Raw genomic sequence first — 23,149 nt, forward strand, 5'->3', positions numbered from 1 at the left:
CATTGATCGCCTACGATCACTAGCCCCTGCTGACCAGGAGCGAAATTCCGGTCAACGATCTAGGCGGCGGGCTGTCCGACGCGGTGCTGGCGGGAGTGGGCTGAGCCGGGGATGCGGTGTTGGCGTCGGGGCCTGGCTGCGGCACTTCATCGTCTGGGCCGTCAGCGGGTGGCTGGTGCGGGGTAACCGGTCGGGGTTGCGGGGCGGCTTCGGCGGGCAGGTCGAGGGTCCAGCCGGGGTAGATCAGGTTCGGGTTACGCAGCGTCCCACCGACGCCGGCGAAGTGGGTGCCGCGGTTGAGGGCGAAGATCTCCGGCCAGCGTCGGGCGTCGCCAAGGCACTGCTTGGCGATGCCGGACAGGGTGTCCCCCCGATGGACGGTGTAGCTGCCTTCCCGACCAGCCGCGACACGATCCAGCTCTATACCAATCACCGGTTGGATGGGGAGAGTGTGCGCGACCTGCGGTGGGGTGAAGTGCACAGCTTCCTGCTCGTCGGTGGTGGCGTCGGCGCCGGCCGGCGCGGCGGCGTGGGCGGGTATGCCGCCCGCCGTGGCGGTGACCGCGGTCGCGCCGAGCACCGCTGCGGTCAGTCCCTGCAGCGGTCCCGGCAGGTGCAGTTTCGGTAGCCACCGCACTGTGCGGGTGACCCGGGTGTAGACGCGGGCGAGGACGGTGGTGACGAGCAGCGCCCAGATCAGCCAGGCGCCGGTTTGCGTGAGGCCGGTGAGGAACCCGGCGGTCAGCGGCTGTCGAACCCAGTCCCGTAGTAGGGCGGCCGTTGGCACGTTTGGTGCCGGCCATCCGCTGAGGTGGATGAGCGCGGTCGGAACGGCCGCGAGCAGAAGCACGGTTGTCGTTGTGGCGACCGCAGAAGCTGCTCGGGTGCTCATTGCTGCCTCCTGCCTGATATCGGACGCCGCCGAGCTGGCCCTGAACGCCATCCCGGGCAGCGGCGGCAAAGGCGTGTGCCGGGCGTCGCGGCGGACGTCGAGTCGGGGTGCTAGTCGGTGGCTCGACGGTATGGCCGCGGACAGTCCGAGAAGCTGCGGCGAGGGCTGACAGGACCTCACAGAGGCTGACAAGACCTCACACCAGCAGGTCAGAGGCCCACCCGTGGCTCTGACGGCCCGAGTTGGCCCCACCAGGACGGCTACAACTGGCCCCACCGCGAAGACGATCGGAACTGCCTTCAACACGGTGAGTCACCGCAGCGGACGGGGCCTACCCTATGCCGGCCAACACCGCCGCCGGTGCGAACCCATCCTCATTTGCCGATGTGCGTGCACCGAACGGCTCGCGGCTGCGGGACCGGGCCGCGCAGCTGAACACGCGGGCGCCCGACGCGGTGCGCCGCGGGTGGGCGACGATGCATCAGGGGCTGATCGCGGACAACCTGCCCGGCCGGCGGGACCTCGCCCCGCCCCGCTACGAGGCGGCGCTGCGGGCCGATGAGGGCACCGATCCGCGGCTGGAGCGGGAGGCGCTGCGGCACCTCGGCGATCACGACCGGGACAACGGGGACCGGGACGCGGCGTACGCCCGGTGGGCCCGCGCGACCGAGCTGAGCAGCCGCGCCAGCCTGGTCCCGGGCTTGGTCACCCAGCAGTTGCTGCTCGCCGTGCTGGCCCGCGACACCGGGGACGAGGCCGGGGCGCGGATGCTGGCCCGCGAGATCGCCCGCAGCGCCGGGGTGATCGGCGCCACCGCCCATACACGCAGGCCACCGCCCTCAACGGCGAACGGATCGCCTGACCGGCGCGGGTCAGGAAGGCCGCAGCCCGGCGAAGAGTGCGTCGAGGACCCGGTCCACATACTCGTGGGTCAGCGGTTCCTGAGTGATCAGCAGCTGGAAGTACAGCGGCCCAGACAGGATCGCCATCGCCAGTTCCAGGTCGAAGTCGGGTGCCACCTGACCCTGGTCGCGGGCCGCCTTGAGCCGGGCGACGGTCTTGTCCGCCTGCGGGGCGATGAAGCGCTCGTTCAGCGTGACGGCGACCTGGCGATCATGCTGGGCCTCGCCGACCAAGGCCTGGAACAGCGGGCCGAAGGGCGGCCCACCGAGCAGGTCCACGGCCGCGTAGATCTGCGCCCGCAGGTCGGCGGCGATGTCGCCGGTGTCGGGATAGTCCAGGCCGGACTCGTTCAGCGACAGCAGCGAGTCGAGCAGCAAGGCTCCCTTGGATGACCAGCGGCGGTAGATCGTGTGCTTCCCGACGCCGGCGCGGGCCGCGACCGCTTCGATGCTCAGCCTGGCGTAGCCGATCTCCCGGCCCAGCTCCAGCGTGGTCAGCATGATGGCATCGGTTCGCTCGGCGCCACGGCGGCGGGGTGCGTCGGTCATTCCGACACCTTAACGGTACGGCACGTGCCGTACTTGACTCGGAGAGGTCTCCCCGGCATGATCTTATCGGCACGGTCCGTGCCGTTCCGATGAGGAGAGACTGCGATGCCCGTTCCCGCCGACCCCACCGTGCTGCACCCGATGCCCGACCGACCGCGGGTGGTACTGCTGAAACCACTGATCACCTCGCCACTGATCGAGGCCGGGGAGTTCTCCTACTACGACGACCCGGATGATCCGACCGCGTTCGAGACCCGAAACGTGCTCTACCACTACGGGCCCGAGAAGCTCGTGATCGGGAAGTTCTGTGCCCTGGGCGAAGGCGTGCGGTTCATCATGAACGGGGCCAACCACCGCATCAACGGCCCCTCGACGTTCCCCTTCCCGATCATGGGTGGTTCCTGGGCCGAGCACTTCGACCTCATCACCGGCCTGCCGGGACGAGGCGACACCGTGGTGGGCAACGACGCCTGGCTGGGCTACCGAGCCATGGTGATGCCGGGCGTCCGCATCGGCCACGGAGCAATCATCGCGTCCGGCGCCGTCGTGGTCGACGACGTCCCCGACTACGGCATCGTCGGCGGCAACCCGGCCCGGCTGCTGCGCCGCCGCTACAGCGACGCCGACATCGACCGGCTCCTCGCCGTGGCCTGGTGGGACTGGCCGCTCGAGCGCATTACCGAGCACGTCCGCACGATCATGTCCGGCAGCATCGACGACCTGGAGAGGTGCGCATGAAGCATACCGATGTGATCATTGTGGGTGCCGGCCCGACCGGTCTCCTGCTGGCCGCCGAACTGCGCCTTGCCGGTGTCCGGCCGCTGGTGCTGGAACGGCAGCCACGGCGCCGGGACACCCCGAAGGCCGGCGGTCTCGGCGGGCAGATCCTGGAGTTGCTGCGCTACCGAGGCCTGCTGGACCGCTTCGAGGCAGCCTGCACCGGCCCGGTCCCGCCTCCCCGCTTCCCGTTTGGCGGGGTGCATCTTGACTTCACCCGGCTGGCCGATCCGCCGCTGCACGCCCTGCCGCTCCCGCAACAGCAACTCGAGGGGCTGCTCGACGAGCACGCCGGTGAGCTCGGAGCCGACATCCGCCGCGGGCACCAGGTGATCGGGTTGAGCCAGGACGATGCCGCGGTGACCGTGGACGTACGGGGGCCGGACGGTCCGTACCAGGTGACCGCGTCCTACCTGGTGGGGTGCGACGGCGCGCGCAGCCGGGTTCGTGACTGGGCCGGCATCTCGTTCCCCGGCGTCACCTATCCGGAGGTCAACCGGCTGGCCCAGGTCACCCTGCCCGACACGGTGAGCGTGCTCGGCAATGGCGACCTCGACGTGCCCGGCTCCGGCACGATCCGGGCGGGGTTCACCCGTACGGAAAACGGTCTCTTCGGGGTTGGCTCCTCGCCCGGATCCCCGGACGTCTCCCTTTACACGATCGAGGACGAGAGCACCGAGTACGACGACGACCTCCCGATGACCGTGTCCGAACTGCAGGACAGCGTCCACCGCGTGCTCGGGGTGCGGCTGCCGGTGGGCGAGGCGACACGGCTGTCCCGGTTCACCTTCAAGGCCCGGCAGGCCGACAGCTACCGGCACGGGCGGATCCTGTTGGCCGGTGACGCGGCCCACCTGTTTCCCGCCACCGGGGTGGCGCTCAACGCCGGCCTGCTCGACGCCGTCAACCTGGCCTGGAAGCTGGCCGCCGACCTGCACGGCGGGGCACCGGCCGGCCTGCTGGACACCTACCACGGCGAACGCCACCTCGCCGGCGCCCGCACGATGCTGCACACCCGGGCTCAGGTGGCGCTGCGGCGCGGGCACGACGCGGCCGCCGAAGCGCTGCGGGAGCTCTTCCAGGAACTGCTCGCCGACGAGGAGCCGTTGCGCCGGATGGGTGCGCTCGTCGCCGGTGCCGACATCCGTTACCCGATGCCCGGCACGGGTCACCACGCGCTGGCCGGTGCCTTCGCCCCCGACCTCATCCTGCACACCGACCAGGGCCTGACCAGCGTCGCGGAGCTGATGCGCCCGGCCCGGCCGATCCTGCTCGACCTCGCCGACCGACCGGAGCTCAGGCAAGCGGCCCGGGACTGGGGGCAGCGCGTCGACATCCACACCGCCAAAACCGATCAGCGCCCGGCCGACGCCCTGCTGATCCGTCCGGACGCGCACATCGCCTGGGCTGGGGACGGCGCGCCCGGGCTGCGCGAAGCGCTCTCCAGATGGTTCGGCACCCCGAAGCCTTGAAGCGCCGGTTTGCGGGCCTCGATCAGGAAGCGGCGGGAGTGGCGACGAACGGGCCGCCCGCCACGATCTGCTCGTGCAGGGCGCGCAACCGGTCCCGGCAGGCCGGCACGTGAACCCTGGGACCGTCCAGATCACCTTACGAAGAAAGACGATCACGGCGGCGACGTCGAAGGACTCCATCCGCAGCTCGGGCTGTCGTCATGACCTTCGATGACGGGCTCGCTCGTGAGGATGACGTCAGAAAATCGGGATGCACGCCAAGCGGAAGCCGGCCTTGTAGGGTCGATCGCGCTGACGCAAGGACGTCGATTGTCAAGAGAGGGCGCATGACGAGCAGACTTCTGCAGGTGACGGTTGACTGTCGGAACCCGCACCGGCTGGCCGGGTTCTGGGCGGCCGTTTTGGACTACCGGGTGATCGAGGATAAGGGCGACCAGGTCGAGATCGCCTCGTGGGAGCCGACCGTGGAGGCGGTGCGCCGGGAGCCGATGCCCTCAACTGTCATGTTCATCAGGGTCCCGGAGGACAAGGTCACGAAGAATCGGCTCCATCTTGACGTCATGCCGATCGACGTGAGCCAGGACGAGGAGGTCGAGCGGCTGATCGGTCTCGGCGCCGGGCGAGTCGACATCGGTCAGGGCAGGCAGAGTTGGGTGGTGCTGGCCGATCCGGAAGGCAACGAGTTCTGCGTTCTGCGTAGCATCGAGCCGTAGCAGACAGCCGTCCCGCCGATCGGCGGCCACGTCACGCGACGTCTCCACGAGCAGTTTGAGAGCTACCTCGTGGCCCGCGTGCAGCCACATCGTGGCAGCTCGGAGTTCGCGGATAACACATTCCAGCCAGGGCTCGCCGAGCGCAGATCGGGTGCGCGCCCATGCCGCAAATCGAGCGCTACGCTCCGTCACCACAACTCGCGTGGGTCGTCTTCCTGAAGTGCCGAAAACAGGGCGCGGCCGGGGTCGTCAACTGGAGTGCCGCCAACGCCGTCAACGGCGCCGCAGCAGCCGGCTCATCCTGTGAATGCTCAGGTGTCGTCATAACGTCGATCATTACTCGACCGCTCAAACGCCGCCAGGCTGTGTCGGTATGACGGACATCCGGCGCGTGACCCCAAAGTCAAGTGCACGCTTCTGCCGCCGACCGGGCGTCACAGTCCGTCACGAGCGGCAGCGCAGGCGAACACCCGACAGACCCTGCCGATGAGCGTGCGTCTCCCGGGATGCGGTGCTGAAGAACGTCGACGGGCCGCCTTGCCTCAGAAACCTTTCCCTTGCCGGATGACCGCGACGCCGCTTACCTCCGCGCACTGCCACAGATCGAGTTGATACCGGAAGTGCGGACCCTCCTCCAACGCCTTTACCGGCACCGGTGGCGGGCCGGACGGCACGTGCGAGACCCGGATCCGGTACTGCCCGGCAGGGATCTCAACTCGGTGCTCAGGCCCGGGAAGTTCCATGCAGCCGAAGACATAGACCACGCCACTTGGCACCGTCAGGTCCGCCTCCACGATGTGCTCGGCTTCGACCAAGGGCGGTTCTCCGCCGTGTACCCGCAGCGTCGTCTCGACGTGGTCGCTGCGGGCCGCGCCGATCGCGATCGAACACGGGCCGTCCAGGCCAATGCGGTAGACCTCAACAGCCTCCTCCGACCACGCTTCGGGCCAGTCGTAGCCCTCGTCTGCCTCGGCCGCCATCTGCCCGTCGATATCTTGGATATAGAACTGGCTGTGGTCGGCGAACACCAAGGCCCGGCGCACCTTGTTCATCGCCGCAGCCTACTGTCGCGCCCCCAGATGCGGTCGCCGCCGTGAAACCAAGGTCAAGCGCACGCTTCTGCCGCTGACCGCGCGGTCGTACCGAAATGAGGATGTCCAAGCTGTGGCTGACAAATCAGGGCGACGTGACGACTGGGGTTCTAAACTCCCGCCATGGCGGTCAAGCGAATCAAGCCCAACATCCAGTCCGATCGCTTTGACGAGAGCCGGGCCTTCTACAACGGCGTGATCGGCCTAGAGGAGCATGGCGGCCTCGACTGGATCTTGTTCTTCGGGACCGACCAGCGCGAGGTGCAACTCAGCGTCATGAGCCTGGACGTCAAGGCCCACGTCCACCCCGACATTTCCATCGAGGTCGACGACGTCGACGCGGTTTACGACCGGGCCGTCAAGGCCGGAGCTGAGATTGTCTACCCGCTCACCGACGAGGACTGGGGGCTCCGCCGGTTCTTTGTGCGAGACCCAAACGGCGCCGTCATCAACGTGACCCAGCACGGGTGAAGCGTCTCTCCGCGCGGCCTGGGCGCCCCGCGAAACGCACTTTCATGGCACCCCTTTATGTCTAGGCGCCGCTGACACCAGGGGTTTAGGGTGGTTGGTGGCGGGTCCGGGAAGTGGCTTGTCCGAAGGGCCGATGTCCGGGGTCAGGTCGGTCACGCTGGATTGCAGAGTCGTCCCCGAGTGCCCTCCCGGGCCTGTCACCTTCCGTCGTTTCTGGTCTTCGACCATGCGGGCGTAGACGACGTTGGACAGTCGGCGTTTGAGGGCGCGCATGGCTTCCATGGAGGTCTTCCCGGCGGCTTTCTTCGCGTCGAAGTAGGCGCGGCCCTCGGTGCGGTTGCGGAGTTGGACGACGGCCATGATGTGCAGCGTGCGGTTGATGCGGCGGTTGCCGGCGCGGGAGAGCCGGTGACGCTTCTGGTCGCCGGAGGAGGCGTCCAGGGGTGCGGTGCCGTTCCAGGAGGCGAACCGGTCGCGGTCGGCGAAGCGGCAGATGTCGCCGACGTCGGCCAGCAGCCGGGCGGCACCCGAGGGGCCGATGCCGTGTAGGCCCATCAGCGTCGAGCCGCGGGCGAGGACCAGGGCCTTCAGGTCCTTGTCCGCGGATTTGATTTTCCTGTCGATGCCTTCGAGTTCACTGATGAGTTCGACGGCGAGGCGCCGTCTGGTCTTGCCGACGATGTCTCTGGGCTTGACGGTCGCGACCAACGCGCGGGCCTGCGGCGCGGACAGGAACTTCTTCGCCCCGCCGGGCAACAGTTCCAGCAGCAGCCGGTGCAGCCGGTTGATGGTCTGGGTGCGGGCACGGCCGAGCTCGTCGCGACGGTCGGCGAGCATGCCCATCACCTGCAGGTCCGCATCGGCTTGGACCTGCACGAGCCCGGGGGTGCGTAGCGCGACCATCGCCACCGAGTGGGCGTCCACCGGATCGGTCTTGCGGCCGTTGCCGGTGGCGAACACCCGCACCTGCGCCGACAGCTTCCCTGGCACGTCCAGCACGACCTCGCCGTCGTGGACCAGGCGCTGGGCGATGTGCTTACCGATCCCGTTGCAGCCTTCCACCGCCCACACTCGCTGGGCGTGCTTGCGGCCGGCGGCGAGCATGTCGGCGTAGCCGGCCTTGTCAGTCCCAAAGCGGCCCACCGCGAGCACCCGGCCGCGTTCGTCGACGACCTCGATGGTGGCTGAACGCTTGTGCGAGTCCATTCCGATGATCACACTCATCGGCGCCTCCCTTGACTGAACCGGATGGAGTTGTCAGCAAGGAGGGCACCGCTACTTCGAGCAGAACAAACCCCTTTCCAGCCTCTCCTCGCGCGGCGCCCAGCGAGACCGCAGGCCATGAGAGAGCCACACCAATGACACCGGTGGGCAGCCGCAATGTGGGAGCGTCTCGCCGAGCACCTGGACCGAGTCTGGCCGGACACCGATCCTGGACCAAGTCTCTAAGTAGCCGATGAGAGTGCGCTCAGAATGAGCGACGTTCATCGTTCGTACCTCACGATCCGCGAGACGAAGCCTGGCCTAGTAGGGCGGCCAATCTGGCTCACGGCGCCCGAAGTGTATGCCGGGGTTGAGAGGTGCCAGCTGTAGACGCTCGACGAGTTGTCGGCACAGCTCCGTGGCGGTGAATGCCTCGCGCGCTTGGTCGTCCAGCTCGTCGTCGCTCAAAGCCACGTACGGGATGCCCTGTCCGTAGTGGGGTGGCAAGTCGCCCCGCTCCATCATACGGTGAGCGAAGGCGTTGCGACTCCGAGCCACCTTCGCCATACGGTCCTCCAGGTCGCTCCACGCCTGGAGACCACGCTCAGGCGCCGAGATCACCTCGCCCACCTTCTTGATCTTCCAGGCCAGGGTCTCCCGGAGTAGTCGCTTTGGCTGCACGCCCTCGTCGAGAAGGATTAGGTCGAGGAACCGCTCCATTTGGATCGTCTGCGCAATGTAGCGGCCGACGATCTCGAAGGAGTTGGGCGAGCCGTCCCACGGCACAGGCCACCGGATGCTGACCGTGACAACCTCCTAAGGTCTTGAGTACGTTCGTCCCTTGGAGGATTCTACGAGCGGCTGCCGCGCCCGGGCCGATGGGAGGTCGCAGGATGCCGCGGACGGGACAACTACGCGCCGTGGACGCAGACTTAGCAGCGGACACGGCCCGACGGCGCCAACGTCGCTGAGCCGAGGTTCTCCACGATTCAGACCCGACCACGCCCACAGCCGCAGGTGACGCAGGGTCACAGACATGCCGGTCGGCTTGCGCGCTGTCGTGCCGAGATGAGTGCATGGCTGCTGTGGAACTTGGACGACGATCAGCAACTGCGTCAACGCTTGCTGCTGCTTGCCGCCCTGTTTCTGGAATAGGTGGTCTGCCGTAGCGGTCGTGGCGGTCGGACGTCGGGGTCATCCAAGCCACCGATCGAACCATGCGCGGGTGCGGCGAAGCACGTCGAGTTGGTGGTTGCGTTCGCGGATCGAGTGGTTCTCTCGGGGATATACGACGTACTTGTGCTCGACTCCGAACCTGCGTAGCGCGCGGTGGAAGGACTCCGCTTGTGATACCGGAACGTTGGTGTCGTTCTCGCCGTGCAGGATCAGCACCGGCGTGTGGACCTTGGAGGCGTACGAGGTCGGGCTGAGCCGGTCGTGGCGGTGTGGGCCTGTTCCTTCCCAGCCGCTGCTGCCGCCGAGGGCGGACTCGAACGGCCCCTGTTCTCCGGTTGCGGCGAGCATTCCCCAGTCGCTGATTCCGGCTCCCATCACGGCGGCCTTGAACCGGTTGGTCTGCCCGACCGCCCAGGCGGCCAGGAAACCGCCGTGGCTCCAGCCGCCGATGCCCAGCCGGTCGGGGTCGGCGACGCCGTCGGCGATGAGCAGGTCGATGCCGGCGCAGATGTCGGTCCACTCGTCGAGGCCGACCGCACCGGCGACGCGCACCGCGAAGTCGTGGCCGTGCCCTTGGCCGCCGCGCGGGTTCGGCAGAAACACGGCGTAGCCGGCGGTCGCCAACCACTGGCCGCACGGGTGCCAGCCGAGCATGAGCCGGTCGGCGTGCCGCTCGTACGGGCCGCCGTGAACCAGTGTCACCAGCGGAAACGGCCCGTCCTTGTGGGACCGGCCGGCGGGCAGGATCAGCAGGCCGTCCAGCGTCAGCCCGTCAGACGCCTCGTATGACAGGCGTTCCTGGACACCCCACCGGATGTTGCGGAGTTCGGGCCTGAGATCGGTCAGGCTCGTCAGCGGCCCGCTCGTAGGGCCGGCGTGGACGTTTCCGGGCTCGTAGGACGTGCTGACAACCGCCGCGACGGCGTCACCGTGCCGGTTCGTGGTCAACGACGTCGCGAGGCCGTCGACCCGGGACAGCTCGACGAGGGCTGGCCCGGCTGGATCGAGCCGGTGGATCGCGGTATCGAGCCCGTCGGCGACCAGCGCCAGCGGCGGACCGGTGTCGACCTGAACCAGGTTGCTCGGGCAGACGGTCGTGCCGGCGGTCAGGTTACGGTGCTCGCCCACCGGCCCGTTCACCGGCACGGCGACATCGAGAACCGCGTGTCCGCCCACCATAGCGGGCGGAGTCTTCGCGACATATGCCAAGTGCCAGCCGTCGTCGGCGGACCACCAGACGAGCGACGACGCGTCCGCCGCAGCCGGGCCGAGGTCCCACGTCACGCCGCTGTCCGGATCGAGCAGGTGGAGACCGGGCTCCACCAGACCCGGGTCCACGTCGGGGGTCGACCAGGTCAGTACCGCCAGCACTCCATCGACGGGCCGCTGGGCCACCTCGACGACATGGCGATCGCCGAACGCATCCGGTGTCCGGATCTCGCGGCTCCGTACGTCGAGCAGCCGCAGCCGGTCCGGGAGTACGCGTTCACCCCACACCCGAGCGTCGTCACGCTCCCTGCCCCGACGTTCATCCTCAGCGGACGGCTCATCGGCTGCAATCACCACGACAAGGTCCGGATCGGCCAGCGGGAGGTGCCCGGACACCCCACCGGCCCAGCACGTGACCGCCTCCACGACACCGTCGACCAGCCCCACCCGGTGCAGTTGCGCCGTGCCACGCTCGGCCCGGTCGGAGAGAAAGTAGATCAACAGCGAATCCGCAGCCCACCGCGGCGCCGAATCGTACGCCTCACCCGCAGTCAATCGTCGCGGCAACCCGGTCCCGTCGACGGCGGCGACCCAGAGTTCGCTGACCGGGTGAACACCAGCCCGCCCGACCGGGGCGACCACGTAGGCGACCCACTTGCCGTCCGGCGACAGCGCCAATGCCTGCGGAACGCGACCGTCAACCACCAACTGGGCAGTGAGCTGTACACGGGCCACCGAGGCACAGTATCGATCAACTACTACGGCGGCCAACCGCTGCCGCGAGCCGCAGCATGGCTGCGGCATCCTCGCAGGCCGTCCCAGATCTCGACCAACAACGCCAGGAGGAAACGATCTCGCTGCTTGATCGGATGCGCACATCTGCCGCGATCAGGGCGCCGGCTCACCGGTCGCCGAACGACCGGATCTGCCGATGACAGGGCGTTGTCCGCCGACCACGCTGATACGTAGCGGTCCAGCCGATCCGGCGTTGTTGTGGTGCTTCCGCAGGGCCGCCTCGATATGATCGTCGACCATGTCCAGTCCGCCGCCGCAGTCCGCGCCGGAGAACAAGCGTCGCCGGCTCGGGTGGGCGCTGGCCGTAGTGACTGCCCTGCTCCTCCTCTGCGGGCTGCCGCTTGAGTTCGCTCGGCACTCCCATCGCAACGAATCGCGCGAAGCGGACAAGGAGGTCGGCCAGTACCTGATCCTCATACAGGGACGTGATCACGCGAGCGCCGACGCGATGCTCTGCGGCGGAGACGACACGAGCGTCGCCAAACTGCCCGGCAGGTACCAACCGGACTGGCAGCTCCCACTCGTCGAGTCCTTCACGATCGTCAGCACATGGGATTGGTCATCGGTGATAGACGGCCACGGCAGGGGCTACCAGGTCCGACTGGTGTTCGCCGAGGGATCGGCCACGACAGTCGAGCTGGCGGTAGAGGTAATAGCAGACGACCCGTGCATCGCTACGGAGATTCCGTTCTGAACGAGCCGACCTTCGCTGCCGCCGCTGAGCGGGACGGATAAGGGCATCCGGATCTGCCGCCGAGCGTACGCGCCACCTTCCGAGCCGGGTGTCACTCTCCGTCGCGACGTTGCAAGCGCCGGCCGCACGGCACCGACCTCACTGAACTGCCGATGACAGCGTGTCGTGGCTCGCGTACGTTGGCGCCGTGGCGACTTTCTGGACCTTGGGATGCGATGCCGACGATCCCCAGCGGATCGCTGCTTTCTGGGCGCTGGCCCTCGGCTATGTCAAGGAATCCGGTTTCGACGAGCCCGACAACGCGTCCATCGTCGACCCGGATGGCCGGGGCCCTGCCATTGGTTTCCTCAAGGTGCCCGAGGGCAAGTCCGCCAAGAACCGTATGCATATCGATATCCGGGTGGCCGGTCCAGGCCCCTGGGACATGGCCGAGCGCGCCCGACTGATCCGGCGGAAAGTGCCCGAGCTGGTTGCCGCCGGCGCGACGGTGGTCTGCGAGGAATGGTACGGCGACGTCCTTGGGCACGTCGTCATGCATGACCCCGAGGGCAACGAGTTCTGCGTCGCTTGATGGCATGATCAGTGTCGCATCCCGGCATCCGGATCTGCCGCTGAGAAGGTGTGTCGATCACCGACGTACCCGTCACCTGCGGCGTCGTCGCGGATCACCAGGCCCAGTGGCAGGTATACGTCCTGTGCCCGCCAGAACCGGGCGACGGGTAGCGAGCCGCCCTTCGCCAGCTGGCGAGCCGGACGCTGACATGCTCCGGGCGCCGCGCCGGCATAGGATCGGGTCGACCTTGGCGCCTGACCGGGGAATGGGCTGTGCGAAGAGTCCTGCTGCTTGTCGTCGCTCTCACTACGACCGCCGGATGCTTTGTGGGACCGGCGCTCTCCGGTGGCCCCGAGTTGGTTGAGATGACGCCAGATGACCTGGTCGGAGTGTGGCAAGGCGATCAGCGCGGCGGCGTCATCGAATTCACGGCGGACGGGGACTTCTACGCCGACGACGTGGGCTATATGTTCGTCGGCTTCACGGACGTCCTCCCAGCCGGCTTCGACATCAAGCATGACAAGGCGCCCGGCTCCGGTCAGTGGTCGATCGGCAAACTGCTGGGGCATTCGCAAGCGCCGAGCGGGTTGATCGATCTTCACTTCGATGTCTTGGCGAAGCGCCCGACGGCGGGGGGCAACAGCGTGGAGGCGCAGCGGTCTGACGGCGCGATCGTTCTCGTTCACTACATCGGTGACCCTGACGCCAGCAACACGGTTGTCTACCGCAAGTGCCAGGCCCGCTGTAGCCACATAGCGCCAAAGCGTAAGGCCCTGGGCAAACGGATCGACGTGACTCCCGGCCAACTCGTCGGGGCGTGGAAAGACACCAAGCGCGGCTCGACGATCGTCTTCGACAGGGACGGCGGGTTCCGCGGCGACGACTTCTCCTACCTGTTCGGCGGAGACCGGTTCGCGCTGCCGGTGAACTTCGACCGAGCCCATGATCGGGCACCGGGAGTGGGGACGTGGAAGTTGGAGCGTCCGCAGTCGGACTCCGCCGGGCCGAACAGCAACGTCCATCTCCTCTTTACGAACGTTGCGGGGCAACCGAGGCACATTGGCAGCCGCCCGATGCAGATCTTCGCATCAGGCTCGTCGCTGGTCCTCGTCAACTACAGCAGTGACCCATCGGTCAACGAGCAGCGCACGTACACCAAGTGCGCAGCCTGTACGCGTTGACCAACATCCGAATCCACGGATGCCTGTGCGGCGTGGTGCTCTGACCGGGAACGTTCGCCAATGCCCAGACTGCGCTCGCATAACCCCTACAGCGCCGCCTGCAAACGCCCTCATTTGCCGCGAAGCGCGCTACGAGCCCGCGGATACAGCGGTCAGTCAGTGGCGACCCAAACTAGCGCAGCGTTACGGCGTGTGGCGGTGCTCAGTACGGTCGTGGGGCCAGATCGAGCCGTCCTGGTGGGGCCAACTCAGGCCGTCAGAGCCACACCCGGGGCCACCGGAGGAGGAGCAGTTGCCGTCGACGCCTGCCAGTGCCTCCCCGGTTGGCGGCCCGCTTGAGGTGCTGCTACCGCCCAGGGACGGGGTGGGCATTGCTCAAATGGGCAGCCGCGTCACGGAGGCCGTCGCTTGGTTCGAGTCCTGCCGCGGCGAGTCGGCGGGTGTAGCTGTCGCATAGATCGGTGATCGCGGTGTGGTCGCCGAGGGCTGCGAGGGCCTTCATCGCGCGCAGGTGCAGGTTCTCGTTGTAGGGGTCGACGCGGACGCCGCCTTGGAGCAGCGCCAGGGCCCGCCGCGGGTCGGACTGGGTGGAAGCCAGGGCGACGTAGGCGTCGACGACGTGCCGGCGGGTGGCTTCTCGGGGCGGCTCGAGCCATGGCCAGACGTACCCGGCGGCGAGGTCCCCGGGGTAGGCGTCGACGACCGCCTGCCAGGCGGTGCCGTGGTCGGCGACCGCGGTGGCGGCATGCTGGACGGCGGCCTGCAATCGCCACAGGTCCGCGTCAAGGTGCGCCGGGTTGATGCGGTAACGGTCGTCGGTGTGGTCAATGACGCTCAGCCCGCAAGCGGCCCGGACGGTGCCGCGCAGTTCGCTCAGCGTCGTGTAGAGCCGGCCGGTGAGCGAGTGGGCGGGCAGGCCCGGCCAGATGGCCTCGACCAGTTGCCGGCTGCTGGCCCCACTGCGGTGAACGGTGAGGAACACGAGGACCTGCAGGGCCGCGCTGCGCCTGATGATCAGCGGCTCACCGTCAACGAGCAGCGTCGGCTCGCCGAGGACACGCAGGTCAAGCCGCCGGGACACGACCCTGGTCGTGGCACGTGGGCGGGAGGGCGTCTCGCCGCTGGTGGCTTGGCGCGGCACCCGCGGGCGTAGTGGCTCTGGTGGGTGGTGGGGACGCGCGTGGGGCGGCGGGTGCGCGTGGCCGATCACGGTGAGCAGATCTGTGGTCGCGACCTGATCGAGAATGCACAGCCGGGGCTCCGCCTGCGTGGACTGCCGCAGGTCGTGGGTGTGGCCCGCGGCGTCGACCTGCCAGGTGACACCGGCGGACCAGTCGCCCAGGACGACGGGGACGCCGGCGCCTACGGTGACTGCGGCCGCGAGCCGGTCTGTGGTGGCAGGTGTGGGTAAGGCCTCGATGATCAGGACCGGTGGGGTGTGAACACCGACAGGTGGGGCGTCCTCCTGCCGCTGCAGTGGCGGGGTGGCAGGGCACGTCGGGCTGGCGGTTGACTCCAGGAACGCCACCGCGTCCTCGATGGTGGTCGCCACGCGAATGCCTGGCAGTCGGTGCCGCACCGTCTCGGCGGCGGATCCGAGCAGGGCGGTCAGGGCGGTGTGGGTGATGACGATCGGCACCGCGCCCGGCGGTTGTCGTAGCCCCGCCAGCAGGACGGTGACCAGTACTCCCCTGGCAGCGGCGAGGGCGCCCGGGCCGGTGAGACCGACGCCGGCGGGCCGGAGACCGGCGGGCGGTGCTGGCAGCACACCGCAGGCGTCGCCGGTGACGGCGGGGGTCGGCTCCGTCGACGATGGGTGGGTGTTGCCGGTGGCGAGCGCGGCTTGCACGGCGGCGACCGTCGCAGGCAGGGGCGTCAGGTCCGGCTCGTCCCGACCCTCAGAGCCTGGTGGGCGGGGCCGGTAGGCGCGGCGGCGGCGTAGCCACACCAGCGCTGCGGCGGCACCGACCTGCTCGGCGACGTCACGTGGCAGCCAGCCGCCCGACACCACGATCCCATCGCTGCCGCGGGTGTCGATCAGGTGGCTGCTGTCGGCGGCGTCAGCGTCGCCGTGGTCGTCCAGCGTTCCGGCGGCGACGGCAAGGGGATGATCCGGCGGCGCTGTGGTGGTGGCGTGGGCGCCGACACCGAAGGCCGCAGCCCCGGCCATGCCGGTCGCGGTGGTCTGCAGGGGCGTGGGCAGCGGCATCCGCCGCAGCCAGCGAGCCCCCGCCCGCATCCGCGTCAGGGCCCTGACGGTGACGGTGGCGGCCAGGAGCAGCCAGACCAGCCACGCGAGCACTGTCAGCGCGGCGGTCAGGGTCTGCTCGGTGAGCGGCTTCGCGACCCACAGTTGGGCCTGCCGCAGGGTCGGCCAGCCGTGCAGGGGCCAGCCGACGATCTCTACCATCACCACCGGCGGGCCGCACAGGAGCAGTGCCAGGAACAGCAGTGAGGCCACCTGTCGCGGCCATCGCACCTCATCCACCTCCGCCGGGTGTCGCGACCCGGCCGGCGGCGCCCGTCGCCGCCCCGCCACCGGAGATGGTCATGTCGGGCGGACCGGCTGTCGGTCGGGGCGGACGATGCGCGTCCACACCTGGCGGATCCACCACAGGGCCACGGCGATGGCGTAGATGACACCGAGGATCCCCGAGGCGGGCCGGCTCACGATCGCGGCGGTGATAACCGCGAGGGGCGCGGCCAGGATCACCCGCAGCAGCAGGGGCGACACGACGGCCATGACCACCCCGCCGCCGAGCAGCAGGCCACCGACCCGGCCGGCGATGTCGATCCACAACACCATGTCCGGCCACCGGTCAGCGACCAGGGAGTACTGGATCATTGCCATCCCCATTGCGGCGGTCAGCACCGACCCCGTGGGGAACGCGAGCAGCTCGGACCAGCCGCCGCGGGGTGTGCGCCACTGCCGGGCGGCGACCAACGCCATCACCGCGGCCACCACGACGATCGGGGCGACCGGCAGCAGCGCCCAACGCAGGAACGGGCCCACGTCGGCGCCGATGTACAGGCTGCCGACCACCGCGTACATGCCGGCGATCGCCACACCCAGCGACGCCGACGCCAGGATTCCCGTGCCGACCTGACCTCCCGGCGATATCGGCTCGGTGGTGCCGCGGGAGGCGATCGCGGAGGCGATAACCGTGCCCGCGCCCAGGCTGGCGACCACCGCGAACACCGCGGCCATTGCCAGCTCACCCCAGTTGAGCACCGCCCACGGGCGGATGATCCCGCCGCTCCACTCAGCGGTCAGCAGGAACTGCGACACCAGCCCCAGTGACGCGAAGCCCGGTACCGCGATCGCGACCGCCCGCCGCACCGGCGGCACCGGTGATGGCTCCTCGACGGTCACCTGCCCGCCGGGCCCGGCCGCCCCCGTGTCAGCCGCCCCATGCGCGGCCGCGAGGCCGGGGTCGGCGACCACCACCGGGGCGATTCCCAGGTCCTCTGCGAGCACCTTTTCGACCAAGGGCATCTGGGCGGCGCCGCCGGCACAGTAAACGCCGGCGATGCTGGCCGGGTCTACCTCAGCCGCGGCTATCGCTTCGGTGGTGAGCTCGGCCGTACGCCGCAGAAGCGGGCGCGCCGTCTGTTCGAGCATCTGCCCGTTGACCACCGCGACCGGTCCGGCCGGCAGTGGGACGGTGACCGCGGCATGGTCGGTCAGCGCGTGCTTGGCGGTCTGGACGCTCGCGGTCAGCGCCCACCGCGTCCCCTCATCGACGCCCGGGCTGGCCTCGTCGCCCATCAAGGCGGCGGTCAGCGCGCGGTCAACAGCGGCGCCACCGGCGTCAGGATCGGCGAGGGTGGCGAGGACCTCGAACCCGGCCGGCCCGCGCCGCAGGACGCTCACCTCAACTCCGCCGCCCACGTCACACACGACGATGAAGGAACCCACCGGCAGTTGCACGCCCGAGGCCAGAAGGTGCCCCGCCACGGCCACCGGGGCTTCCACCAGGCGCGGCTGCGGCAGGCCGGCCCGGTGCGCGGCGTGCCGCATCCACGTGCGCCGTCGCGGGCCCCACCCGGCGGGCACCACCAGCCGCACATCCTCGATCGGGAAGCCCACCGCCCGATGCGCCTCCTCGGCGACCCGTCGTAGCGTCGCCGCGACCAAGTCCAGCGCCTCGACCTCGCCGCCGGCGACAGGCACCTGCTGCTCGACGGATCGTCGGGGAGCGGGAATGAACCGCTCCGGTTGCGCGACGGCGGCCTGCCAGGCCCGTTGCCCCGTCAGCAGGCTCCCGTCCTCAGACAGGAACACCGCGCTGGACAGCGCTGGCTCGCCATCGAACATCAACGGTGACCATCTGCCGTCGGGCCACGCCACCACCGCCACGGTGCTGGCGCTGCCACAGTCGATCGCCAGCCGCGCCTCCCCCGCTCGCATAGACCTCAGTCAAACACGAGGATCACAATCACGTCACCCACGAATTACTCACAGGCACGGTCCGGACACCCGGCCCGGCTGCGCTCGCCCCTGTCACGCCGCCACGCCGTCCACATCAGACCATCTCAACACGTGCGCAGGCATCGTGCATTGCCGATATGCGCGTGGGTGGATGCTGCTGGTGGAAGGATGGCATATGTGGGAAATGCGCTGGCTGAAGTGACTATGCCTCAGATCTCGCCGCTTGCCGGCGAGCCGATCAAACGTGCCGATGCCGAGCGGCTCGCGGGGGTCCTGAAGGCCTTCGCCGATCCCGCCCGGCTGCGGCTGCTCAGCCTGATCCAGTCGGCCCCCGAGGGCGAGGCGTGCGTCTGTGACCTGACCGCGCCGCTCGGCCTCTCGCAGCCGACGGTCAGTCACCACCTGCGTATCCTCACCGAGGCCGGCTTGCTGGAGCGGGAGAAGCGCGGTGTGTGGGCCTACTACCGGCTGGTGCCGTCCGCGATCGCCACGATCGCGGATCTGCTGACTCCGCCACGCAAGCGATCAGCGCGGAGAACCCGCTGAGGCGTGACGATCTCACCGCCCTTCACTCCGGCCTCGGCCGGCGGACTGATGCTGATGGGCCGCCAGCGGAGTGTTCTGATCGGCGGGGATGACACCACTCCGTCCCGGGCAAACACGGACGGTGAGCCACCGTCAGGGTCTTTCAGGATCAGCTTGCTTGGTCGTAGCCGATCGTGAAGGCCTTGACGCCTTTCAACCCCTCGGACACGCGAACGGCAAGCTCCTCAACGACGGCACGCTCATTGGAGCGTCGGCTTCAGAAGCTGCGACCTGGACGCCATCGGCGGCCGTACGGACACGCCTTGACGTCCCAGACACCGCACACGGCCGCCGCGAACGACGCCCGCCCCAGAGCACCCAGGACAAAGTCCGCCAGATCGAGGAAGCACTACAGGCCATCCGTCGCGCGCGCTCTGCCGTCACCTGCCCGACCGTTGCGCGGGAGTGTCGCGCACGTTCCTCTACCAAAAGCCCGATGCCAAAGCCCTCATCACGTCTAGGATCGTCGCCTGCGGCGACCAGCGACGCCGACGGCAGCTGCCAGCATGTCGTGGCTTGCACCGTTCAGGCCGGGGGATCAGGTGGCGAGGGCGTCCCGCCGAGTGTGTGCAGGATGCCGGTCACGGCGAGGACCCGGCGGACGTGACCGGTGGGGTTGACCAGGGTGAGCCGGACGTCGAGGTCAGCGGCGTGCTTGTGGGCGGCGACGAGGGCGTTGATCACCGCCGAGTCGATGAAGGTCAGCTGCGCCAGGTCCACGTCGACGCGGGTGGCCTGGGCGATGGCCTTGCGGAGCACGTCGCGCAGGTGATCGGCCCCGGCCATGTCGATTTCGCCGAGCAACGTCACGACCGTTCCGTCGGGCTCGATATCGCAGCGCCACTGCCAGGTCGTTTCCTGTTCCACCGTCACCGTCCCTGAGCGGTTGGCCGTGGCGGTCTGATGCGCGCCGTGACGGACGCGGTCACCCCGCCGGGGCTGTGGTCGATTACGAGAGCACCGCTGAGTTGCTGCGCCAGCCAGAGCCCTCGGTGGCCGGCCTCCTCTGGCGTGGGAAGGCGTACCACGACGTCGTCGAGTCCGGGGCCGCGGTCGGTGACCCGGCAGGTCAGCACGTCCCCGTCCTGGCGCAGCAGCAGTTCACCGGCACCGCCGCCGTGGCGTATCACGTTGGTGACCAACTCGTGCACCGCCAAGACGAAGTCCTCCAACGCGTCACCGGTCAGGCCTGCCGAGCCGCCTGCGGCGGTCACCGCGTGGCGCAGGCGTGTGAGCGCAGCCGCGGTGATCGCTTCCCACAGAAGCGTCACCGCAACCTGCCCGCCGCCGCCTGGATCGTCCTTGCCAGCGTCGTGGTCACCGCTGCTCATGTCACCGGACGGTACACGGCGGAGATTGACGCGGCGTGACCCTTGGCGCCGTCGGCACGCCGGCCGCTGGATCCATACGGCGGAAGCAGGCGAGCCTTGCGCACGGCCGTTTGATCGGACTTGATCAACGGGGGCGGGTGCGACCTACCCTATGCCCGCTCGACCTCGCGCAGCATAAGCGCGAGACTTTGCGACCGCCGCTCAGCCGGTAGCGCCTCCCACGCTCGCCGCGCGTACGCGACGCCGCCGGCCCGGTCGCCGGCCTTCGCCATCGTCAGGCCCCGGTGTAGCTCAATATGCGTCGCGAAGCGGGGAAGTCCGGCCGGTCGCGTTCGGTCAGCCTCTTCCTGAGCCTCACGGCCGAGGTTCGGAAGCCCAAGACGGGCGTAAAGCATGCTGCGGAAGGTCGCCATCCGCCAGGGCGGCACCGCCGTGTCCGAGACCTCGCCGTCCGGGGAGGCGACCCGATCGAAGACCCGCCGGGCATCGGTGTCGAGGGCGATCGCGCCGGCCTGGTCGCCGCGTCCCGCCGCGACGTGCGCACGTGCCATGAGCGCCTGAACGCGCCCGAGCGACGGCCGGTCGGAGAGGCCGACGGCTTGGTCCGCGTACCGCCGCGCGGTGGGCAGTGCCGCGCCTTCGTAGGCGAGCGCGATCGCCGCCCGGCCCCGAACCCACACGCGGACGCCGAGGTCGTCGGACCGGTCGGCCGCCGTCGCGGCGAGGTCATACCAGCGGATCGCCTCGGCGGGATTCGAGGTCGTCTTGCCGTAGGTCACCAGCGCCCGTGCGGCGTGTGACCACATGCGCGGCGTGTCGAGGTGCTGCTGAAGGATCACGAGGTCGCTCGCGAGCCGGGCCTGAAGCACGGCCGCGCCGACGGCCATGTAGTCCCGGCCGTACTGGTCGACCCGCTCGCGCCAGTCCTCCTCGGCCCCTCGGCCGTCCAGTGCGGCACTGAAGCCCGCCCGGATGAGTTCGCCGGCCACGACCGGGCCGACGACGCCGGCCGCCAGGCCGAGCACTTCCCGCCGGTTCACGTCCACCTCCCCGAGCGCCCGCGCGTACGCAAGCACGATGTCAGGCGTAGCGGCCCGCCGCCCAGCCTCAACGTTGCTCAGGTGCGAAGCCGAATAGCACGACCGGGCCGCCACCGAGGCGAGCGTGACGCCAGCCTCGGTACGAGCCTGCCGCAACTGCGCGCCGAGGTCGTCCATCGGGGCCCCCTGGTTGAAAGCTCGTGAAAGCTCGATCGCCTTCCGAGAGTAGTCCCGCGCTCACGAGACTGTGGACACGCGGAACCGCTGACGTGGCCAAAACCGTCGGCGGGACCTGCGCGGGGCCGCCTCGGCAGGGGTGCCGGGGCGGCCCCCTCCAACGGTGAAGGAGGCCCTGCCCGTGCGAATCCTGTTCTGGCGTCGCAATCCCGCCCCGGCGCCGCTGCCGCTACCGCGTCGGGTGCCGAACGAGTGCCCCGTCTGGGCGACGCAGCCGACCGAGGTCTTCCCGACGACCGACCCGGGCCGCGCCGGGAACCTGACCCGCGCCCAGGCGTTCCGGGCGAACGGGGGCCGGTGGTGAGCGTGACGACCGGCAACGTGATCAGCGTCCCCGAGGACTCCTACCGCTACGGCGAGGGCATGCTGAAGATGTACGTCGCCGAGGTCGTCTCGCGGGGACCGTACGACGGCCAGGTCTGGGCCGAGCTGCGCGGGCACGACGTCCACCCGGACGGCACCCTCGTCGCCCGCGAGCGCTTCGCCTTCGTCCGCGTCGACCGGGTCCGGGTGGTGTCGTGAGCCGCGCGCACCGCGAGCACCTACCGACGCGGCCCACCTGGCGCTGCCAGGTCTGCGGTATCGCCTGGCCCTGCTCCCCGGCGAAGCTGCGGCTACTGGCCGAGTACCGCGAGCGGCGTGCGGCCCGGCTGGTCTACCTGGCGACGCTTCAGGCCGAGGCCGCCGAACAGCTCGCCGACCTGGATCAGGGCACGCCGCCGGCCGGCCTGGCGGACCGCTTTACGGGCTGGGCGCGCGCCCGGTAACAGCGATGCGTGGATCGCCGGCCGTTCCTCCCTCATCCGGCCGGCGTAGTTCCGCAGCTCGGGTGCCCCGCAAGGTCCAGGCAAGGCGCCATCAGGTACTGGTGCGGTCGGTGCTGCGGGGATCGCTGACCCGGCGGGCGGCGTAGATGTCTCCGGCACGTGCGGTGTCTCGCCACGGCCGGGCTTTGTTCAGCGCGATGTCGAGCGCGGGGTCGGTGCGGTCCAGGTCAACGCAGATCACGTCGGGCCCATCCGAGCGGGCGTGCCGCAATACGTGGCCGTGCGGGCCGAGCACCGCCGACGGCGTCGCCGGCGCGCACTGGGCTGGCACGGCGATGCTGACCCAGAGCCCGTTCACCGCGGCATGGGCGCGGGCGATGACCTCGAAGACCGGGTCCTCGGAGAAGGTGGAGAAGAGCACGCAGTCCACGTCCAGGGCCCGTTGCTGCATCCACAGCTCGGGGAAGTTCACCTCGATGCAGATCAGGCACCCGAAGCGGAACCCGCCCACCTCGAAGGTGCAGGCGTGGTCTCCGGGTGTGTAGAAGCCGGTGATCTCGGCGTGTGACAGGAGCCGCTTGTCGTACCGGTCGGCCAGCTCACCACGGTCGTTGATCACCCATAGCGAGTTGTGTGGCCGATGGTCGCGAGACAACCGGTGGTTGCCTCCGGCCACGACCCAGACGCCGAGTTCTTCGGCCAGGGCCATCGTGCGGTGCAGCTGCTCGGTGACCGGCGTCCAGTCGATACGCCATCCGGCGTAGTAGGGCTTTGCAGCGCCGGCGTACCCGGACAGCGCGCCCTCGCCGAGGTGGACGAGCCGCGCGCCCTGAGCGGCGGCGTGGCGCATCGCGGCGCGGATCGCCGGGCCGTTCGCACCCGGGTCCGTGGTGACCTCGGTCTGTGCCACGGCAATCCGGATCTTTCCAGGTGTGCTCACCGCGGCACCGTAACGGATGCACGATTGGCCGGATTGGGTGCGCCGCCGCTGTTCACCAAGCCATGCCAAGCATCCCCCTAGGTGACTGGTGTTAAACGCGGGTTGGCCGGAGTTCCGATCAACCCGCGTTGGTCTTTGA

The 23,149-nt window shown here is 69.3% G+C and carries 25 protein-coding genes; 12 read left to right on the forward strand and 13 right to left on the reverse strand.

All coding sequences use genetic code 11. The features are described from left to right. Positions 1 to 19 precede the first annotated feature (19 nt). The 3 genes from ACFOYX_RS15520 to ACFOYX_RS15530 all read right to left on the reverse strand — a co-directional run bounded on the left by ACFOYX_RS15520 (position 20) and on the right by ACFOYX_RS15530 (position 2,343). Positions 20 to 850, reverse strand: coding sequence for a LysM peptidoglycan-binding domain-containing protein (locus ACFOYX_RS15520; protein WP_322443900.1), 831 nt, complete (start codon positions 848 to 850; stop codon positions 20 to 22). A 652-nt stretch (positions 851 to 1,502) separates the two neighbouring features. Then, entirely contained in the window at positions 1,503 to 1,706 is a 204-nt protein-coding gene (locus ACFOYX_RS15525) for a hypothetical protein (protein ID WP_322443899.1), read from the reverse strand. A gap of 58 nt (positions 1,707 to 1,764) precedes the next feature. Next, entirely contained in the window at positions 1,765 to 2,343 is a 579-nt protein-coding gene (locus tag ACFOYX_RS15530; protein ID WP_109803404.1) for a TetR/AcrR family transcriptional regulator, read from the reverse strand. 105 nt (positions 2,344 to 2,448) lie between these two features. On the opposite strand from ACFOYX_RS15530, the gene ACFOYX_RS15535 reads away from it, so the two are divergent. The 4 genes from ACFOYX_RS15535 to ACFOYX_RS15550 all read left to right on the forward strand — a co-directional run bounded on the left by ACFOYX_RS15535 (position 2,449) and on the right by ACFOYX_RS15550 (position 5,682). Next, a complete protein-coding gene (locus ACFOYX_RS15535; protein ID WP_377534060.1) occupies positions 2,449 to 3,081 on the forward strand; it encodes a CatB-related O-acetyltransferase in 633 nt (210 codons plus the stop codon). Further along, a complete protein-coding gene (locus ACFOYX_RS15540) occupies positions 3,078 to 4,592 on the forward strand; it encodes an FAD-dependent monooxygenase (protein WP_322443898.1) in 1,515 nt (504 codons plus the stop codon). The genes ACFOYX_RS15535 and ACFOYX_RS15540 overlap by 4 nt, the downstream gene beginning before the upstream one ends. 326 nt (positions 4,593 to 4,918) lie before the next feature. Next, positions 4,919 to 5,305, forward strand: coding sequence for a VOC family protein (locus ACFOYX_RS15545; RefSeq protein WP_322443901.1), 387 nt, complete (start codon positions 4,919 to 4,921; stop codon positions 5,303 to 5,305). A gap of 161 nt (positions 5,306 to 5,466) precedes the next feature. Then, the gene (locus ACFOYX_RS15550; RefSeq protein WP_322475173.1) at positions 5,467 to 5,682 is read left to right on the forward strand and encodes a hypothetical protein; all 216 of its coding nucleotides are present in this window, start codon (positions 5,467 to 5,469) and stop codon (positions 5,680 to 5,682) included. Between the two features lie 165 nt (positions 5,683 to 5,847). Here ACFOYX_RS15550 and ACFOYX_RS15555 read toward each other — a convergent pair whose 3' ends face one another. Beyond that, positions 5,848 to 6,357 (reverse strand): hypothetical protein, encoded by a 510-nt coding sequence (locus tag ACFOYX_RS15555; protein WP_322443897.1) that lies wholly within the window; start codon positions 6,355 to 6,357, stop codon positions 5,848 to 5,850. A gap of 162 nt (positions 6,358 to 6,519) precedes the next feature. Between ACFOYX_RS15555 and ACFOYX_RS15560 the strand changes: the two genes are divergently transcribed. Then, the gene (locus ACFOYX_RS15560) at positions 6,520 to 6,867 is read left to right on the forward strand and encodes a VOC family protein (protein WP_322443896.1); all 348 of its coding nucleotides are present in this window, start codon (positions 6,520 to 6,522) and stop codon (positions 6,865 to 6,867) included. 42 nt (positions 6,868 to 6,909) lie between these two features. Here ACFOYX_RS15560 and ACFOYX_RS15565 read toward each other — a convergent pair whose 3' ends face one another. The 3 genes from ACFOYX_RS15565 to ACFOYX_RS15575 form a co-directional block, all read right to left on the reverse strand. Next, positions 6,910 to 8,091: an IS110 family transposase gene (locus ACFOYX_RS15565; RefSeq protein ID WP_322443895.1), complete on the reverse strand. Its 1,182-nt coding sequence runs from the start codon at positions 8,089 to 8,091 to the stop codon at positions 6,910 to 6,912. 300 nt (positions 8,092 to 8,391) lie between these two features. After that, complete coding sequence (locus ACFOYX_RS15570) at positions 8,392 to 8,856, reverse strand: hypothetical protein (RefSeq protein ID WP_322443894.1); 465 nt, start codon at positions 8,854 to 8,856, stop codon at positions 8,392 to 8,394. Between the two features lie 408 nt (positions 8,857 to 9,264). Continuing rightward, positions 9,265 to 11,190, reverse strand: a complete 1,926-nt coding sequence (locus tag ACFOYX_RS15575; protein ID WP_322443893.1) for a S9 family peptidase — start codon at positions 11,188 to 11,190, stop codon at positions 9,265 to 9,267. Positions 11,191 to 11,488: 298 nt separating this feature from the next. Here ACFOYX_RS15575 and ACFOYX_RS15580 point away from each other — a divergent pair, with 298 nt between their 5' ends. The 3 genes from ACFOYX_RS15580 (at position 11,489) to ACFOYX_RS15590 (ending at position 13,678) form a co-directional block, all read left to right on the forward strand. Then, complete coding sequence (locus tag ACFOYX_RS15580) at positions 11,489 to 11,944, forward strand: hypothetical protein (RefSeq protein ID WP_322443891.1); 456 nt, start codon at positions 11,489 to 11,491, stop codon at positions 11,942 to 11,944. 187 nt (positions 11,945 to 12,131) lie between these two features. After that, complete coding sequence (locus ACFOYX_RS15585; RefSeq protein ID WP_322443890.1) at positions 12,132 to 12,515, forward strand: VOC family protein; 384 nt, start codon at positions 12,132 to 12,134, stop codon at positions 12,513 to 12,515. Between the two features lie 347 nt (positions 12,516 to 12,862). Beyond that, positions 12,863 to 13,678, forward strand: a complete 816-nt coding sequence (locus ACFOYX_RS15590) for a hypothetical protein (RefSeq protein WP_322475175.1) — start codon at positions 12,863 to 12,865, stop codon at positions 13,676 to 13,678. Positions 13,679 to 14,024: 346 nt separating this feature from the next. Here the strand turns inward: ACFOYX_RS15590 and ACFOYX_RS15595 are convergent, their stop codons facing one another. Beyond that, positions 14,025 to 16,157 carry a BTAD domain-containing putative transcriptional regulator gene (locus ACFOYX_RS15595; protein WP_322443887.1) on the reverse strand — a complete coding sequence of 711 codons (2,133 nt, stop codon included), beginning with the start codon at positions 16,155 to 16,157 and terminating at the stop codon, positions 14,025 to 14,027. A 69-nt stretch (positions 16,158 to 16,226) separates the two neighbouring features. Continuing rightward, positions 16,227 to 17,996: an Hsp70 family protein gene (locus ACFOYX_RS15600; RefSeq protein WP_322443886.1), complete on the reverse strand. Its 1,770-nt coding sequence runs from the start codon at positions 17,994 to 17,996 to the stop codon at positions 16,227 to 16,229. A 282-nt stretch (positions 17,997 to 18,278) separates the two neighbouring features. Here ACFOYX_RS15600 and ACFOYX_RS15605 point away from each other — a divergent pair, with 282 nt between their 5' ends. After that, on the forward strand, positions 18,279 to 18,656 hold the full coding sequence (locus ACFOYX_RS15605) for a helix-turn-helix transcriptional regulator (RefSeq protein WP_109804883.1): 378 nt from the start codon (positions 18,279 to 18,281) through the stop codon (positions 18,654 to 18,656). Positions 18,657 to 19,220: 564 nt separating this feature from the next. Here the strand turns inward: ACFOYX_RS15605 and ACFOYX_RS15610 are convergent. The 3 genes from ACFOYX_RS15610 to ACFOYX_RS15620 form a co-directional block, all read right to left on the reverse strand. Further along, entirely contained in the window at positions 19,221 to 19,562 is a 342-nt protein-coding gene (locus tag ACFOYX_RS15610) for an STAS domain-containing protein (RefSeq protein ID WP_322443885.1), read from the reverse strand. A gap of 2 nt (positions 19,563 to 19,564) precedes the next feature. Beyond that, a complete protein-coding gene (locus tag ACFOYX_RS15615) occupies positions 19,565 to 20,026 on the reverse strand; it encodes an ATP-binding protein (protein WP_322443884.1) in 462 nt (153 codons plus the stop codon). A gap of 149 nt (positions 20,027 to 20,175) precedes the next feature. Beyond that, entirely contained in the window at positions 20,176 to 21,243 is a 1,068-nt protein-coding gene (locus ACFOYX_RS15620; RefSeq protein WP_322443883.1) for a helix-turn-helix transcriptional regulator, read from the reverse strand. 181 nt (positions 21,244 to 21,424) lie between these two features. On the opposite strand from ACFOYX_RS15620, the gene ACFOYX_RS15625 reads away from it, so the two are divergent. From ACFOYX_RS15625 to ACFOYX_RS15635, 3 genes are read left to right on the forward strand one after another with little or no spacing between them, the layout of a single operon-like run. Further along, a complete protein-coding gene (locus ACFOYX_RS15625) occupies positions 21,425 to 21,607 on the forward strand; it encodes a hypothetical protein (protein WP_322443882.1) in 183 nt (60 codons plus the stop codon). Beyond that, positions 21,604 to 21,825, forward strand: a complete 222-nt coding sequence (locus ACFOYX_RS15630) for a hypothetical protein (protein WP_322443881.1) — start codon at positions 21,604 to 21,606, stop codon at positions 21,823 to 21,825. The genes ACFOYX_RS15625 and ACFOYX_RS15630 overlap by 4 nt, the downstream gene beginning before the upstream one ends. Continuing rightward, on the forward strand, positions 21,822 to 22,070 hold the full coding sequence (locus ACFOYX_RS15635) for a flavin reductase (protein WP_322443880.1): 249 nt from the start codon (positions 21,822 to 21,824) through the stop codon (positions 22,068 to 22,070). Before ACFOYX_RS15630 ends, ACFOYX_RS15635 begins: the two co-directional genes overlap by 4 nt. A 91-nt stretch (positions 22,071 to 22,161) precedes the next feature. On the opposite strand, the gene ACFOYX_RS15640 is transcribed toward ACFOYX_RS15635, so the two are convergent. Then, positions 22,162 to 23,010 (reverse strand): carbon-nitrogen hydrolase family protein, encoded by an 849-nt coding sequence (locus ACFOYX_RS15640; RefSeq protein WP_322443879.1) that lies wholly within the window; start codon positions 23,008 to 23,010, stop codon positions 22,162 to 22,164. Between the last annotated feature and the right edge of the window lie 139 nt (positions 23,011 to 23,149).

Source organism: Micromonospora sp. GCM10011541, from assembly GCF_042650725.1.
Classification (GTDB): Bacteria; Actinomycetota; Actinomycetes; order Mycobacteriales; family Micromonosporaceae; genus Micromonospora; species Micromonospora sicca.